We start from the raw sequence: 13,522 nt of genomic DNA, 5'->3' as shown, positions 1-13,522 counted from the left end.
TATGACGAAAGAAACCAAGATAAATAGGTGAGTTAATCCACTTTTGTAGAAATACCGAAAGCATAATTTTTTCAAGACAGCTAATCACAACACGCTCTGTCATAGCGTCCATGTAAATATGTAACATCCTTAGGGGGGATTATGAGTTTTTCACAAACTATTTTTTGCCTTGATCTAGGCACTAAGACGGGCTGGGCGCTTTGTGGTGTGGATGGTCGTATAACAAGCGATACAGAACATTTTCCCACACGCCGTTTTGAAGGTGGGGGAATGCGTTATTTGCGGTTTAAGCAGTGGCTTTCAGAAATCACGATGGCAGCAGGTCAAATTGATGCGGTGTATTTTGAAGAGGTAAGGCGTCATATGGGTACGGATGCTGCCCATGTTTATGGGGGCTTTCTAGCGACATTAACAGCGTGGTGTGAACACCACCAGATACCGTATGAAGGCATTCCTGTTGGCACAATTAAAAAAGCAACGACAGGAAAAGGCAACGCCTCAAAAGAAGAAATGATTAAGGCGATGTGTGACAAAGGGCACGCACCGCAAGACGATAATGAAGCAGATGCTTTGGCAATTTTATATTTAATGAAAGAAGGGGGTATGCATGTCCAGTAAAATACCATGGACGAGACTTAATACAGACCAGTGGCTATTTAAACTCTCTGATTTACCACCTATGGAAGTCAATGTTTATGTGAAGTTGCGAATAAGAATGTTACACACGCGTGAACCTCTTTTGAATGATTCAGGAATATTATCTCATTTTACTTGTTGTTCAGTAAAAAGATTTCAAAAGGCATTAGATTATTTATTTAGATCTGGACACATCATTTGTTTAGAAGATGGTCGTTTGTGGAGTTCAGATGTTGAGGAAGAACTCAATAACTCAAACGAAAATTTAAATAAATTTTCAGAGAGAGCACAGAAGGCAGCGCAAGTAAAATGGGCAAAACATCATAAAGCAAAAACAATCAGTGATGATCAAGATGCTAAGCATGATGCTTGCGGTATGCTTGATGATACTAAGCATGATGCTTACGGTATGCTTAATGATGCTAAGCATGATGCTTACGGTATTAAGCATGATGGTGAACAAAAAGAAAAGAAAAGATCCCCCCACACCCCCCTAAAAGAAAATAAAAATATAAATAAAAATAAAAAAACTAACACTATCGTGTTAGCAAAAAAAGAAAAAGAAATGGGGGCTGAGAATTCAGAAACTGATCTTCCCATTCACGAGCCAAAAGGCAGTGATGCATTCAATAGGCTTTCAGCTCACGATGAAATTTCACTGGATGCAAGCAGCAATGTTTCAGAAATCACAAGCGCTGTGAAATCATCTTCCATTCACGAGCAAAGGAACGTTTTTCAAAAAGTCAAACGATTTAAAACTGATCGTGGTTGTCGATTGCCTGATGATTTTGAGCCTGATTACGCTTTTGCCATTCAGGAGGGATTATCTCCAGAGTGCGTGAAAGTCGAGATGGAAAAATTCCGAGATTATTGGCGTGCCAAGACAGGAAAAGACGCTACCAAGCGTGATTGGCCAGCAACGTGGCGTAACTGGGTAAGAAATTCAAAAGATTATCAAAAAAATAAACAAGGTGGAAACAATGGAAATCACTCTCAAAGGCAAAAAAGCGTTGGTGAACGCATCGCAGACAGCATCCTTGATATCGGATCTCGAGGCTACTTTGAATCAAATTTACGAGATGATAGCATCGGGCTTTCCCTTGGTTTTGAAGGATGGTCAGCAATTAACGAGACAGCAGGAAACGATTGCCTTAGATGCTTGTGATCAACTTCACGAATTGTTTGCAGTGAAAGCGAGTAAAGAGGATATAGCCAAGGCAATTCGGATGCTTTCGTGTGGTTTGAAAATTTCGCAACAGGCAGATCATGAAGGTATGGCGCTTACCTATGGAATGGTTTTGGAAAGTGTTTCTGCGTGGTCACTGATGAAAACGATTAAACGGATTTTATGCGATGAGGTAGAAGGTTTATCGGATACGTTTTTCCCAAGCACCCGTGAGTTAGTAAGATTATGTCGTGATTTGGAAAACATTCTTTTGACGAAAGCCAATCTTGTCCGCAAGGCTGTCTTGAACACCCGTGAAAAAAGACTGAAAGAAAAGGCATTGAGAGAAAATTCAAGACCACTCACGTTGGTTGAAAAGCAAAAGCTTGAAGAGGTTTTAAATGGGATTGGGGGAGCAGTGAAAAACATTGCAGGTTAGCAAAATAGTGAAAAGTGCTGATTTTTTTGGAATAGATATGCGTTTAAATCGACAAAAATGCACCGTACAGAGCGATTTAAAGTTTTTTTGATAAATTCTACATAAGAAGTTAAAACGCCACTGTACGGTCAAATTTGAGGTAAATAAATCCATATGGTAAAATTAAGGATTTAAGATATGAAAATCTTAAAACACATGTTCTTAACAAAACGTCAACAGCCCATGCAAAAAAAGTTTGTGGCAATAGCTATTGGTCACGTGCCATGGGGGCTTGGTTGTGCTGAGTATTTTTATAACCTTTATGAGCATGAGGATGGTTCTAGAGAATATGAGGAGTTTGAAGGCTGTCAGTACTATGACATGCCAGAGAAAACAGATTTCAGTACCAAAGCGCAGGTGAAAGCGTGGGTTTATGGGGGTGCGGTGCCTAAAAGCGTTTTGAATCTCGAACCTCTCATAGAAGAAATCAACAAAAATATTAAAAAATTATCGGAATATGCTTGACAATGTTGTAGACATGTGAATATATCGAATCAAGTGCTAGAAACACTAAACAACTAGCGGATAGATTGCCGATACAGTTTCTTCTCCGCATTTTAAGGACTTTGACTCATTATGCACTACAAGTGTACAATGATCTTGTCGGGTGTGGTCACACCATACAACACCCTTATGGGGAAAATGTGACGACGGACTAGTTGCCGTGTTTCTAACACCCGGCGCCCTTATAGGGCTGTTAATAGAAACCGTTTTACAACTAGGAGTTAGCCATGAATAATTTAGTAACAATAAATGATGCTGGCATTGCTGTCACAACCTCTTTGAAAATTGCTGAAGGTATAGGAAATAGCCATGCCACTGTTATCAAGCTTGTACGCAATAATTGCAAAGACTTTGAGGAATTTGGAAGGGTTGGATTTGAAATCGCACCCTTTGAAACTACAGGTGGAAAACAAAAGAGAGAGGTTGCTATCCTCAATGAACCACAAGCAACTCTACTCATGACCTATATGCGCAACAATGATATGGTGCGTGCATTTAAAAAAGCACTTGTTAAAGCTTTCTATGATTTAAAAAGCCAATCTGTTAGTTATGAATTATTGTCTTATGAGTATTAAAAAAACCTGCCGGTGTTGGAGAAATCTTAGGAGTGATGATGAGACGTTTGTTGGATGCAAACGGCCTTAAAGAAGAACTTGAACACTATAAAGCCTTAATCGATGAAGCAAAACGGGTTTTAGAAAGCTCTGTTGTGAAAGTTGCTTAGTTTAAAAGTGAGACCTCTAAGCGGGGTAGAGGTCAGACGAGATATTAATTTCAAAGTCCTGTTTGCTCTAAAGGTGCAATATGCGAAATCGGATTGTTATGCCGTGCTTGCCATAGATCATGCTTTTGTTGCAATTTAAGCCAGAATTCCGCATCATTTAAACCGGCCATCTCCAAGCGTAAGGCTAGGTTAATGCTAATTGCTGCATTACAGTTTAAAACACGTGATAAAGTTAAACGTGCAACACCAAGACGATTTGCTGCTTCTGTTACCGTTAATCCTAGTGTATCCAGTAACTCTTCTCTTAAAATGCCACCGGGGTGTGGAGGATTGTACATCATAATAACACCTCAAAAATTAATGATAATCTTGATAATCAACAAGTTCAATATCTGTTCCAATGAAACGAAAGGTAACACGCCAATTGGCATTTACACGCATCGACCAATAGCCTTTTAAATCGCCAGTAAGTGCATGCAGACGATATGATTTAATTGTTACTTGTTCAGGAGTAGATATCGTATCTAAAATTACCAAAATATTTGCTAATTTTTTAGCATGCGCGGATTTTATGCCTTTGCAAGATCCTCTTTCAAAGAATAATTTCAACCCTTTATGCTTAAAACTAACGATTGCCATATATTTCCCCTTTGGTACTTGATACGATACACCATGCGTTTATGTCAATCAATTATTTACTATTTTGTCATGCAAAAACATAAATCTATACGTTAATATATTATTATATCTCTTTGAAAAACAAAGAAATTCGTGCTACAATATCTGTTGTTTAAAATGCAAATCTTATGGATATATAAATATGCTCAATAAAGTGACTCTCATTGGTTATCTTGGTGCTGATCCCGAAAGCAAAACAGTGGCTTCTGGTGCTGAGGTTGTTAATTTTCGTATGGCCACTTCTGAAAGTTATAAAGATAAAAATACCGATCAGAAAATAGAAAAAACCGAATGGCATTCAGTGGTGGTTTTCAATCCACATTTGGCAAAGGTTGCTCTTCAATATCTCAACAAAGGCTCAAAGGTTTATATAGAAGGCAAATTACAAACACGTAAATGGCAAGATAAAAAAGGCATCGATCGTTATACTACAGAAGTGATTTTGCCACAGTTTAAAGGTGAATTGTATTTACTTGATGCAAAGAAAAATCAATCGGCATCCCCTACCCCTTCACCCAGCACGTCTCAAAATTATGCTGTTGCTTCAGGTGCTGCTGATTATAGTACAGCAGTCAATGATGCTATTCCATTCTGATTGAAAAAATATGACAAAGAGAAAAAAACGTGCAAAACGTGGCCGTCCACGGATTAAGGGATGTATGAGAGAGAAAAATGGCCGTATTTCACGTGCAAAAGCACCGCGTGATCCGGTTGATAAATTGGCCATAGAAATACGTGCCAAGCGCTTTGGTTTGACCATAGAAGACGCTAAAAATCCGCTTTCCGGTACTTATATCGGACGGCTTTATTTGCAAGGTGTGATTGAACAAGATCAATATGATGCTGCGCAAAAATATCTCGAAGTGAGAAACAATTACCTATGTGCAAAAGGATTGCCTAATGCAATTTATGATGACTTTACTCCTTCATCAAATGAGGAGGCACAAAAACGGTGGATTGAAAGAGCAACTCATTGTTATGAAGAAACGAAAGAGGCTATCAAAGAAGCACAATATCTATATCACAAACATAACCTTTATGCCTCTCTGCAGTATCTTGTTATAGAAGATCAAATGCTACCACATCTTGTTAATTCACTGCATATTGTTCTTAACGCTCTTCATAAACATTTCAGCCGTTAAAAAAAGAATTGACATCAGATGAGAAATCATTAAGATGTGTATATATTTACACATTATTAGTTTGGGTAATGGAACAAGATAGCCGGAAAATCATTGCAAAATTAAAGCGTGATGGCTTTGAACTTGTTAAAGTAAAAGGTTCTCATCATAAATTAAAAAAAAATGGTAAGGTTGTTATTGTTCCACATCCTAAAAAAAATCTTCCGATTGGTACAGCACGTTCTATCGCACAACAAGCAGGCTGGTTAAAAAAAGGAGAAGAAGAATGAAAAGATTTTTTGCTCTTATTCATAAAGATGAAGATTCTGCTTTTGGTGTTCAGTTTCCTGATTTTGAGGGGCTTTTTTCTGCTGCTGATGAGGAAGAAAATTTAATCGCAAATGCAACAGAAGCACTTCAGCTTTATTGTGAAGATATAGATACAGTGCCTATTCCTTCAAAATTTGAAGAAGTCATACAACGGGAATCTGTCAAAACAGCTTTGTCAGAAGGAGCTTTTTTAATACAAGTTCCCTTTATTGAAAATGATGCAGAAGTGGTACGTACGAATATATCTATTGAAAGGGGGCTCTTACGTGCAATTGATGATTGTGCACAAGAAAGAGGTTTAACAAGATCTGCTTTTTTGGCAACAGCAGCGCGTCACGAGCTTAATATTTAAATTTTCTTCTTTTTTGGATGTGTCAACACATACCATTTTGTTTCTAAAAATATCATATTTGGGTAAAAAAACAAAAAAACACAATATCGTGATTTTTTGTGTTGACACGGTGTGAGAAATCGTATTTAATGACACCACGGCACTGGTCGTATTGTGTCAAAAATTCAAAAATTTCCCCTAAAATTCATTAAAATATCAAGCCTTTAATATGGCTAGAAAGCCCGGTTTTCTTGAGAAAACGGGCTCTTTCTTTTTTCAAATAATAAAAGTTAATAATTGACCAATGATGTCATTAATTCTGTCATTAATTAATTTCCTCAAAAGGAGCGAAGATGAAGGCAATCATCACTAAGCCAATGTGTGTTGTTGGTGACAACAAAAGCACCGTTCGTTTTGAACCATCAACACCCAATAATCCGTTTGTAGAAGTTTCCAATCAAGTCTACGCACGTCTCAAGCGCGCCAATGCTGCAAAACCTTTTATTGACGTCAAAACAACAGCAAAGCCTGACAAGGCAGTTGAACACATTAAGCAAATAGAACAAGAAGCCGCACAAACATCATCTGAAACAGCAACAGAAGAAACCTCACTCGAAAAACCAAAAGAATCTAAAGCTTCCAAGTCATCAACATCTACTCCTAAAAAGGTTTAGAAGTTGAAATTAATCATCCACCAAAAATGGTATCTTCAACAGGTGAATGATACTTTTACCAATCTTCAAGCCCCTCGCCTTAATTGGGCTCTACGCAATGCTGTAAACACCGCAGCAAAACAAGTCGAACGCTTTGCCGAAAAGAAGGTTTCTGATGTTACATCCGCCAAATCAAAGCGTATCAAGCAAGGCGTTTATATTAAAGGAAAAGCGACAGCAAAGTTTCTCGAGACAGATATCATTGGTTCTGGAACACCGATACCTCTTAAATTTTTTCAAGCAAAAGAAACAAAACGCGGCGTAACATACAAAATGTTTGGAAAAAAAGAAATCTTACCCCATGCTTTCATTTGCGGCGGTAAATTTCCTAAGCGTGTTACGTTAAAGATGGAGAACAATGTGTTTCAAAGAGCAGATGGAGATCAATTCCCCATTGCAAAACAAGAGGGACCTTCAATTGCTAAAGTTATGTCAAAGCCAGAAATTGCAAGTGCTATCGCACAATATGCCAGTGAACGATTAACCAAAAATATACAGATACAGCTTGCTCGTCAGGAATATGCTGCCAATAAGAAAGGCTAGATCATATTCTTAAGTTGTACCTATGTGCTACATAATGAGATTTTCTTTCTTGACAAGATTCACGGAAAAAGTATATCGTCAAACTAGGTGCCTGAAAACACCTTAAAACAACAAGCGGATTGGTTACCGAAATAATCAGTCTTCCGCACATTAAAGACTTTGACTCATTGTATGTTACACGCATATAATGTATTTGTCGGGTGTGGTTATGCTATACAATACCCTTTGCGGGGAAAGCATAACGACGGGCTTGTTGCCGTGTTTTCAGCACCCGGCACTCTTTGTTGAGTGTCAATGAAAACCTAATCAGCAAGGAGTTCGTTATGAACACTCTTATTAAAATTACGGAACAAACAATTGATCAGAAATCTGTTCAAACCGTCAGTGCACGCGAGTTATATACATTTTTGGAAGTCAATTCTAATTTTAGAGATTGGATAAAAAACCGTATTAAAGAGTATGGTTTCTTAGAAAATAAAGACTTTATAAGTTTCGCTAAAATTTTAGCGAAACCTAATACTTTTCAGGAAAATCAAGACTCTATGAGTTTTACTCAAAAAAGAGTAAAACCTAAAGGTGGTCGTCCAAGTATGGAATACCATCTCACACTTGATATGGCAAAAGAGCTCTCGATGGTTGAACGCAATGAAAAAGGACGTCAAGCTCGTCGTTACTTTATTGAGTGTGAAAAGAAACTAAAAAGCCAATCTGTTAGTTATGAATTATTGTCTTATGAGTGTTTTAAAAAACCTGCCGGTGTTGGAGAAATCTTAGGGGTGATGATGAGACGTTTGTTGGATGCGAACGGTCTTGAAGAAGAACTTGAACACTATAAAGCCTTAATCAAAGAAGCAAAACAGGTTTTAGAAAGGTCTGTAGTGAAAGCTGCTTAATTGAAAATATGATCTCATCTTCTTCACTTTCAGAGTGGAGAGGATGTTAATTTAAAGAAGATTACCAATTATGTATCTCCTATTTCCCAAAAAGTCAATAAAATCAATGCAAAAGGTACTTCCCGGCGGGTTGGATCTGTTGCGGGGCAGGACAGCGCGACCTATCGCTAGCGACAGAATTTTAAAAATGACTGTGCATTGTACACATAAGTCATTGAAAATAACTGATTTTAATGTGCAGACTGTACATTTTTTATACGTAAACTGCACAATATAGGATTATCTTAACAGATAAGTAATTTTACCAATTGACAATATGGCAACAATGTGTCTATTGTTGATTCAGGTGCTTGAAAAACACCTTAAACCAATAGCGGATAGATTGCCGACACAATCTTTTCTCCGCACATTAAAGACTTTGACTCGTTATGCGCTTGTTGCGTATAATGATCTTGTCGGGTGTAGTTACGCTATACAATACCCTTATGGGGAAAGCATAACGACGGACTATTGGCCGTGTTTTTCAGCACCCGGCATTCTTATTGGATGTCCATGAAAAACATCTAACCAATAGGAGTTCATCATGAACACTCTTATAGAAATTACAGAACAAATCATTGATCAAGAGACTGTTCAAACAGTTAATGCTCGTGATTTACACGCGTTTTTGGAAATTACATCAAAGTTTGCAGACTGGATTAAAAATCGCATTAAAGAATGTAAGTTTCTGGAAAATATAAACTTTATAACGCTTTCTAAAAATTTATAAACCGGTGGAAAGGTAAAAGAATACTATCTCACATTAGACATGGCTAAACACCTTTCAATGATAGAACGTAATGATAAAGGGCATGAAGCACGTCAATACTTTATCAAATGTGAACGGCTTTTGAAGCAAGTAACTGTTCCACAAGTTGACTACTCTAAACCCGAAGCATTACTTGGCGTCTTGAATCACTTACAAAATCAAATTGAGCAGAAAGATCATGTTATTGCAGAATTAACTCCCAAGGCAAAAGCACTTGAAGGTTTAACACGCTCTGACGGTCTGTTTGGTCTTACAGAGGCGGCAAAGGTATTGGAGGTACGGCCAAAGGATTTAATTGACTACTTACGTAGCAATGATTGGGTGTATCGTCGTGCTCCAGGTTCTTCCCTGTTGCCTTATCAGGATAAGATAAAGAAGGGGCTTATGGATTGCCCAACCATTACCATTCAAAGACCCGATGGCACAGAAAAGGTTCTACCTTCAACCAAGATCACCACGAAAGGCTTGGCATGTTTGAGAGAACAAATCCATGGAGGTGTGCAATGAATACTAATATCGATTCTTTGTGTGATTTGTGGATAGCATTGTTTCAGCTTTGTAATCGTGATGGCATTGAAGGCGAAGAATCTAAAGCCATAGTTAATGCCATGAGTGTGATAGAAAAAGCTTTGGTTTCAAAGATCAAGAAAGATGCGTATATTGTTAAGCTTCTAGTAGTTCTTACAGATTTTTGAGGTTCAGAGTTTCCTCGTGGCATCGATCCTTTGTTAAAAGCTTATGATCCGAGTTTAAAAAGCCCACTTAAGAAGGTGGCTTAAATTTAAAAGACATCTTTCCTTCCCATCTTTACAGGTGGGGAGGTAGTTTAAAGATCAAGTTTTGAATGGGAGCCCAGGCGCACTAAAATCAATCGATCTTGGCCAATCAAGCGATAAATCAACAATAAGTCAGGTCGAATATGGCAATCTCGATAATTGCTCCAATTCCCAGTCAATGCATGGTCATGATATCGAGGTTCTAAAGGTTGATCATTTGCTAATGCTGCAATGATTTGGCGCAAATCAGTATCTAAAAGATGCCGATACCGTCCTTTCATTTCACGCTTGAAATCACGTTTGAAGATGGTGGTACGTTCAATCGTCCGCATAGAGATCGTCAAATAATTCGTCTACGGAATGAAACTTTTTTAAGTTGCCTTCATCCAGTTCAGCAAAAGCCGCTATAGTTTCTGCATTGGGTTGAAACAAAAAAGACGGTATAGCTTTATCTTGTGCAATGCGCGTCATCAACACCCTTACGACATCACTTACTGACAAACCAGAAGCTTGAATAACTTGATTAGCGACATTTTGAATCTCCTCTGGTACACGCGCCTGAACCATACGACTAGCAGCCATGATAAGCTCTCCTCTTGCAACTGTATTTCAATGTAATACAATTGAAGGTTAATTTCAATTGTAAAGCACAGATTTTTTAGAGTGGCGAGATCGTTTGGCTTAATATCCACTTGCTTTTTTCAATGCTTCACTCATACGTGTGCGCCAGTCTTTTCCCTGTTTCTTAAAAGAGGCAATAACATTTGGGTCAAGACGTAGAGTAACCGCTTGTTTGGGAGATTCAACGGGTGGACGCCCACGCTTACGGCGTTCTTCTGTTACATATTTAAAAAAGGAGGTTGGTAAAACATCTTTAGCTAGCTTTAAACGTGCAAGTTCTTCATCTGTTAGTGGTGGGGAATCCACAGCGTCCCAATCTTCTTTTGTGTAACCACATTCTTTTTTAAAGGTTTTTTTTGATAGTCATTGAAAACCTCTCTTTCTTTTTTATTAGCTTGACGAAAACTGATAATGGACATCACTTCATTGCCAAGCTTTGCAAAGACAACAACTGTTATACCATCAGCAAAATGTCCGATAGCCTTCATGCGGTTTGAGTGTGTCGCATCAATAAGAGCATGTTCCCAGTCAAAGTAAATAACATCAGCAAAATCAAGCTTATGTTTAACAATGTTTAAAGCTCTTTTTGGTTCATCTCACACTATCTTCATATATTTTATGTACACGAAAAATAGGATACCGTAAACAAAAAACTGTACGATAATCCTTATAAGTTTTTCAGAATGGAGAAGCTATCTATGACTAAGAAATCTCGTAAAGGTCTCTCGGTTCGTGCTTTTGCCAAAAAGATGGGTGTGTCTGCAAATGCGGTTGTTTCTCGGATAAAGACAGGTAAATTTGATGCAGCTCTTTTTGAAGATGGTTCTGTCAATGAAGCGCTTGCAACAGCCATCTGGAATGAGAATCCAACAAAACGCCCAGCTCCATTTTTAGCACCTGATGGCCAACATCGTACAAAGATCAAACAAGCCTCTACAGATGGTGCCAATGAATACAAAATTAAACTGGAGAGAATGCAAGTTGCACTCGAAAGCGAAAAGATTGCCCTTGAACGCTTACGTGAAACAACTGTTGATCGAGAAGAAGTAAAGAGAGCAGCTCGTGAGTTTGGTAGAGCGCACCGTGATGCGATGTTGAATTTTGCGCATCGTTTTGGTGCGAGTATTGCCGCACAGGTTGGCTGTGATGCCGCCAGCCTGATAGGTGCCATTGATTATTATATGAGAAAAGCTTTGCTTGAAGCTGTTCATATTCCAGTTCCTTTTCATGATCCTCATTCTCCAGAGTTAGAGAACTTGCAAGAAACGAATAATGGATGAAAATGCAGTCGAAGAATTTTTCGCCAATGCCAATGATGCAAGACAACCGGACCCACCATATACGGTTTCGCAATGGGCGGACAAGAATAGGTACCTTAGCACGGTAGCAAGTGCTGAGCCTGGGCTTTGGAGAACGAAGCGTACCCCCTATTTGCGCGAAATCATGGATAACCTTTCCTCTTACGTGCCTATTGAAACAACCATTGTCATGAAAGGTGCGCAGGTTGGCATGTCAGAGGCAGGATTGAATTTCTGCGGTTATGCCATTCATTATAGTCCGGGACCTGCCCTTTATGTGATGCCGACCGTTGAGACAGCCAAGAAGCTTTCAAAGACGCGGCTTGATCCCATGATTATGGCAAGTCCCGTTTTAAGTGAACGCATAGCCCCTGCCCGTGCGCGTGATAGCGGTAATACAATGTTTTCGAAAGAATTTGCTGGTGGTGCATTGATGCTTACAGGAGCCAACAGTGCTGCTGGATTGCGTTCCATGCCTATTCGTTATCTGATTTTGGATGAGGTCGATGCTTATCCTCTTAGTGTCGATAACGAAGGTGATCCAGTGATGATTGCGGAAAAGCGTACCTCAACCTTTGTGCAACGAAAGATTTTTAAATTGTCCACCCCTACCCACCGTGACACAAGCCGTATTGCCAAGGATTTTGTGCTAGGAGACCAGCGATATTACAATGTCCCTTGTGATGCATGTGGTGTTCTACAGCCCATTGTTTGGTCACAAATTAAGTGGCCAAAAGGCGCCCCCGAAAAAGCTGTATTTGTTTGTGCCCATTGTGGTCATGAACATGCCGAGCACAGAAAAACAGATCTCATGAGTGAGGAAAGAGGTGCGTGCTGGGTGCCTACGAGTGAATCAAGCAGACCGAATTTGCGTTCTTATCATATTTCGGCACTCTATTCACCTTGGCTTACATGGGGGGAATGTGCAAGAGAGTTTTTAAATGCCAAGGATGATCCAGCCCTTCTACAGCCTTTTGTCAATACAGTACTTGGAGAACCATGGGAAGATAAAACGGGTGAAGTTATTGATCCTGAGAGCCTCTATGCAAAACGCGAAGAGTATCCTTTAGCACCAGAACAAGCCGTCGTGTTGACAGCAGGCATTGATGTGCAAAATGACCGCTTGGAACTTGAAGTGGTGGGATGGGGACGCAGTGAAGAAAGCTGGCATATTGATTATCAGGTCATCCTTGGTGATCCCTCTTCTTTTGAAGTATGGGACCAGCTAGATGAATATCTTACAAGACGCTGGCCACACCCAGGTTACAAAGATGGTATCAGGATAACGGCTGCTTGTATTGATACCGGTGGTGGACACACACAGGCGGTTTATAATTATGTGCGCCCGCGTGAGGGACGACGTATCTGGGGGATTAAGGGACAAGCGGGATGGCGTGCAGTATGGCCGCGCCGTCCAAGTAAAAACAACAAAGGACAGATTAATCTCTATATTGTTGGGGTTGATGCAGCAAAAGATATTATCACAGCACGGTTTAAAAAATCCGGTCCTGAAGCATCGGGTGCTGGTGCAACGCATTTTCACAAAAACCTTGATCGGGAATATTTTGACCAACTGACCGCTGAAAGAAAAGTCATCAAATATTTTAAAGGCTTTAAGCGCATTGAATGGCAAAAAAGCGAAAAGGCAAGAAATGAAGCCTTGGACTGTAGGGTTTATGCTTATGCTGCTTTACAAGGTCTTATTTCAGCAGGGATAAATCTTAATCGAGAAGTCGATATCTTAGAAGAGCGTCTGGAAAGACTTAAAATTGAAGGCTCTTTAGAGCAGCCAACACCAAGACATGCCCCCTCTCCTGCTCCAAAAAGATCTCAGATAACACAACCTCAAAGGAAACAATCCAGAACGGTGATGAATCCTTATATGCAAGGGGATTGGAGGTAA

20 protein-coding genes and 3 pseudogenes are annotated in these 13,522 nt (G+C 39.4%); 17 read left to right on the top strand and 6 right to left on the bottom strand.

Annotated features, from left to right (window positions below):
- The first annotated feature begins 141 nt into the window (after positions 1–141).
- From V4P57_RS04045 to V4P57_RS04025, 5 genes and pseudogenes are all read left to right on the top strand, one after another.
- Complete coding sequence (locus V4P57_RS04045) at positions 142–618, top strand: crossover junction endodeoxyribonuclease RuvC (protein WP_455466821.1); 477 nt, start codon at positions 142–144, stop codon at positions 616–618.
- The gene (locus V4P57_RS04040; protein ID WP_455466820.1) at positions 608–1,801 is read left to right on the top strand and encodes a hypothetical protein; all 1,194 of its coding nucleotides are present in this window, start codon (positions 608–610) and stop codon (positions 1,799–1,801) included. Before V4P57_RS04045 ends, V4P57_RS04040 begins: the two co-directional genes overlap by 11 nt.
- Entirely contained in the window at positions 1,743–2,240 is a 498-nt protein-coding gene (locus V4P57_RS04035; protein ID WP_455466819.1) for a hypothetical protein, read from the top strand. Before V4P57_RS04040 ends, V4P57_RS04035 begins: the two co-directional genes overlap by 59 nt.
- A 177-nt stretch (positions 2,241–2,417) precedes the next feature.
- Entirely contained in the window at positions 2,418–2,744 is a 327-nt protein-coding gene (locus tag V4P57_RS04030; RefSeq protein ID WP_455466421.1) for a hypothetical protein, read from the top strand.
- A gap of 266 nt (positions 2,745–3,010) precedes the next feature.
- A pseudogene (locus V4P57_RS04025) lies at positions 3,011–3,507 on the top strand (Rha family transcriptional regulator).
- Between the two features lie 50 nt (positions 3,508–3,557).
- Here V4P57_RS04025 and V4P57_RS04020 read toward each other — a convergent pair.
- Both V4P57_RS04020 and V4P57_RS04015 read right to left on the bottom strand, forming a co-directional pair.
- Positions 3,558–3,848: a HigA family addiction module antitoxin gene (locus V4P57_RS04020; RefSeq protein ID WP_455466420.1), complete on the bottom strand. Its 291-nt coding sequence runs from the start codon at positions 3,846–3,848 to the stop codon at positions 3,558–3,560.
- A gap of 16 nt (positions 3,849–3,864) precedes the next feature.
- Positions 3,865–4,146, bottom strand: a complete 282-nt coding sequence (locus tag V4P57_RS04015; protein ID WP_455466419.1) for a type II toxin-antitoxin system RelE/ParE family toxin — start codon at positions 4,144–4,146, stop codon at positions 3,865–3,867.
- A 181-nt stretch (positions 4,147–4,327) separates the two neighbouring features.
- On the opposite strand from V4P57_RS04015, the gene ssb reads away from it, so the two are divergent.
- The 10 genes and pseudogenes from ssb (at position 4,328) to V4P57_RS03965 (ending at position 9,619) form a co-directional block, all read left to right on the top strand.
- A complete protein-coding gene (gene ssb, locus V4P57_RS04010) occupies positions 4,328–4,780 on the top strand; it encodes a single-stranded DNA-binding protein (protein WP_455466418.1) in 453 nt (150 codons plus the stop codon).
- A gap of 10 nt (positions 4,781–4,790) precedes the next feature.
- Complete coding sequence (locus tag V4P57_RS04005; protein ID WP_455466818.1) at positions 4,791–5,327, top strand: hypothetical protein; 537 nt, start codon at positions 4,791–4,793, stop codon at positions 5,325–5,327.
- Between the two features lie 68 nt (positions 5,328–5,395).
- Positions 5,396–5,596 carry a type II toxin-antitoxin system HicA family toxin gene (locus V4P57_RS04000; RefSeq protein WP_455466964.1) on the top strand — a complete coding sequence of 67 codons (201 nt, stop codon included), beginning with the start codon at positions 5,396–5,398 and terminating at the stop codon, positions 5,594–5,596.
- On the top strand, positions 5,593–5,988 hold the full coding sequence (locus V4P57_RS03995; RefSeq protein WP_455466817.1) for a type II toxin-antitoxin system HicB family antitoxin: 396 nt from the start codon (positions 5,593–5,595) through the stop codon (positions 5,986–5,988). Before V4P57_RS04000 ends, V4P57_RS03995 begins: the two co-directional genes overlap by 4 nt.
- A gap of 332 nt (positions 5,989–6,320) precedes the next feature.
- Entirely contained in the window at positions 6,321–6,641 is a 321-nt protein-coding gene (locus V4P57_RS03990) for a hypothetical protein (RefSeq protein ID WP_455466414.1), read from the top strand.
- 3 nt (positions 6,642–6,644) lie between these two features.
- A complete protein-coding gene (locus tag V4P57_RS03985; protein ID WP_455466413.1) occupies positions 6,645–7,223 on the top strand; it encodes a hypothetical protein in 579 nt (192 codons plus the stop codon).
- Positions 7,224–7,546: 323 nt separating this feature from the next.
- Entirely contained in the window at positions 7,547–8,116 is a 570-nt protein-coding gene (locus V4P57_RS03980; protein WP_455466412.1) for an antA/AntB antirepressor family protein, read from the top strand.
- A 337-nt stretch (positions 8,117–8,453) separates the two neighbouring features.
- Entirely contained in the window at positions 8,454–8,672 is a 219-nt protein-coding gene (locus V4P57_RS03975) for a hypothetical protein (RefSeq protein ID WP_455466816.1), read from the top strand.
- Positions 8,673–8,699: 27 nt separating this feature from the next.
- Positions 8,700–9,431, top strand: a pseudogene (locus tag V4P57_RS03970) (phage antirepressor KilAC domain-containing protein).
- Positions 9,428–9,619, top strand: a complete 192-nt coding sequence (locus V4P57_RS03965; RefSeq protein ID WP_455466815.1) for a hypothetical protein — start codon at positions 9,428–9,430, stop codon at positions 9,617–9,619. The pseudogene V4P57_RS03970 and the gene V4P57_RS03965 overlap by 4 nt, the downstream one beginning before the upstream one ends.
- A gap of 131 nt (positions 9,620–9,750) precedes the next feature.
- Here the strand turns inward: V4P57_RS03965 and V4P57_RS03960 are convergent, their stop codons facing one another.
- From V4P57_RS03960 to V4P57_RS03945, 4 genes and pseudogenes are all read right to left on the bottom strand, one after another.
- Positions 9,751–10,032, bottom strand: a complete 282-nt coding sequence (locus V4P57_RS03960) for a type II toxin-antitoxin system YafQ family toxin (protein ID WP_455466814.1) — start codon at positions 10,030–10,032, stop codon at positions 9,751–9,753.
- Positions 10,019–10,282: a type II toxin-antitoxin system RelB/DinJ family antitoxin gene (locus V4P57_RS03955; protein WP_375618925.1), complete on the bottom strand. Its 264-nt coding sequence runs from the start codon at positions 10,280–10,282 to the stop codon at positions 10,019–10,021. The genes V4P57_RS03960 and V4P57_RS03955 overlap by 14 nt, the downstream gene beginning before the upstream one ends.
- A 99-nt stretch (positions 10,283–10,381) precedes the next feature.
- Positions 10,382–10,627, bottom strand: a complete 246-nt coding sequence (locus tag V4P57_RS03950) for a BrnA antitoxin family protein (RefSeq protein WP_455466813.1) — start codon at positions 10,625–10,627, stop codon at positions 10,382–10,384.
- Positions 10,628–10,674: 47 nt separating this feature from the next.
- Positions 10,675–10,932, bottom strand: a pseudogene (locus V4P57_RS03945) (BrnT family toxin); the annotation flags it as partial.
- Between the two features lie 87 nt (positions 10,933–11,019).
- Here V4P57_RS03945 and V4P57_RS03940 point away from each other — a divergent pair.
- Entirely contained in the window at positions 11,020–11,601 is a 582-nt protein-coding gene (locus tag V4P57_RS03940) for a hypothetical protein (protein WP_455466812.1), read from the top strand.
- Complete coding sequence (locus tag V4P57_RS03935; RefSeq protein ID WP_455466401.1) at positions 11,594–13,522, top strand: phage terminase large subunit family protein; 1,929 nt, start codon at positions 11,594–11,596, stop codon at positions 13,520–13,522. Before V4P57_RS03940 ends, V4P57_RS03935 begins: the two co-directional genes overlap by 8 nt.

Source organism: Bartonella sp. B39, from assembly GCF_053795145.1.
The sequence above is the reverse complement of the archived record's forward strand: the minus strand, read 5'-3'. Positions and strand labels throughout refer to the sequence as shown.

What these genes read in the sequence shown, in the direction of transcription:
- V4P57_RS03955 (WP_375618925.1), bottom strand. Translation starts at nt 10,282, where the DNA reads ATGGCTGCTAGTCGTATGGTTCAGGCGCGTGTACCAGAGGAGATTCAA.
- V4P57_RS03940 (WP_455466812.1), top strand. Translation starts at nt 11,020, where the DNA reads ATGACTAAGAAATCTCGTAAAGGTCTCTCGGTTCGTGCTTTTGCCAAA.
- V4P57_RS03980 (WP_455466412.1), top strand. Translation starts at nt 7,547, where the DNA reads ATGAACACTCTTATTAAAATTACGGAACAAACAATTGATCAGAAATCT.
- V4P57_RS04020 (WP_455466420.1), bottom strand. Translation starts at nt 3,848, where the DNA reads ATGATGTACAATCCTCCACACCCCGGTGGCATTTTAAGAGAAGAGTTA.
- V4P57_RS03965 (WP_455466815.1), top strand. Translation starts at nt 9,428, where the DNA reads ATGAATACTAATATCGATTCTTTGTGTGATTTGTGGATAGCATTGTTT.
- V4P57_RS03935 (WP_455466401.1), top strand. Translation starts at nt 11,594, where the DNA reads ATGGATGAAAATGCAGTCGAAGAATTTTTCGCCAATGCCAATGATGCA.
- V4P57_RS03995 (WP_455466817.1), top strand. Translation starts at nt 5,593, where the DNA reads ATGAAAAGATTTTTTGCTCTTATTCATAAAGATGAAGATTCTGCTTTT.
- V4P57_RS04030 (WP_455466421.1), top strand. Translation starts at nt 2,418, where the DNA reads ATGAAAATCTTAAAACACATGTTCTTAACAAAACGTCAACAGCCCATG.
- V4P57_RS04005 (WP_455466818.1), top strand. Translation starts at nt 4,791, where the DNA reads ATGACAAAGAGAAAAAAACGTGCAAAACGTGGCCGTCCACGGATTAAG.
- V4P57_RS04045 (WP_455466821.1), top strand. Translation starts at nt 142, where the DNA reads ATGAGTTTTTCACAAACTATTTTTTGCCTTGATCTAGGCACTAAGACG.
- V4P57_RS04000 (WP_455466964.1), top strand. Translation starts at nt 5,396, where the DNA reads ATGGAACAAGATAGCCGGAAAATCATTGCAAAATTAAAGCGTGATGGC.
- ssb (WP_455466418.1), top strand. Translation starts at nt 4,328, where the DNA reads ATGCTCAATAAAGTGACTCTCATTGGTTATCTTGGTGCTGATCCCGAA.
- V4P57_RS03960 (WP_455466814.1), bottom strand. Translation starts at nt 10,032, where the DNA reads ATGCGGACGATTGAACGTACCACCATCTTCAAACGTGATTTCAAGCGT.
- V4P57_RS03990 (WP_455466414.1), top strand. Translation starts at nt 6,321, where the DNA reads ATGAAGGCAATCATCACTAAGCCAATGTGTGTTGTTGGTGACAACAAA.
- V4P57_RS04040 (WP_455466820.1), top strand. Translation starts at nt 608, where the DNA reads ATGTCCAGTAAAATACCATGGACGAGACTTAATACAGACCAGTGGCTA.
- V4P57_RS04015 (WP_455466419.1), bottom strand. Translation starts at nt 4,146, where the DNA reads ATGGCAATCGTTAGTTTTAAGCATAAAGGGTTGAAATTATTCTTTGAA.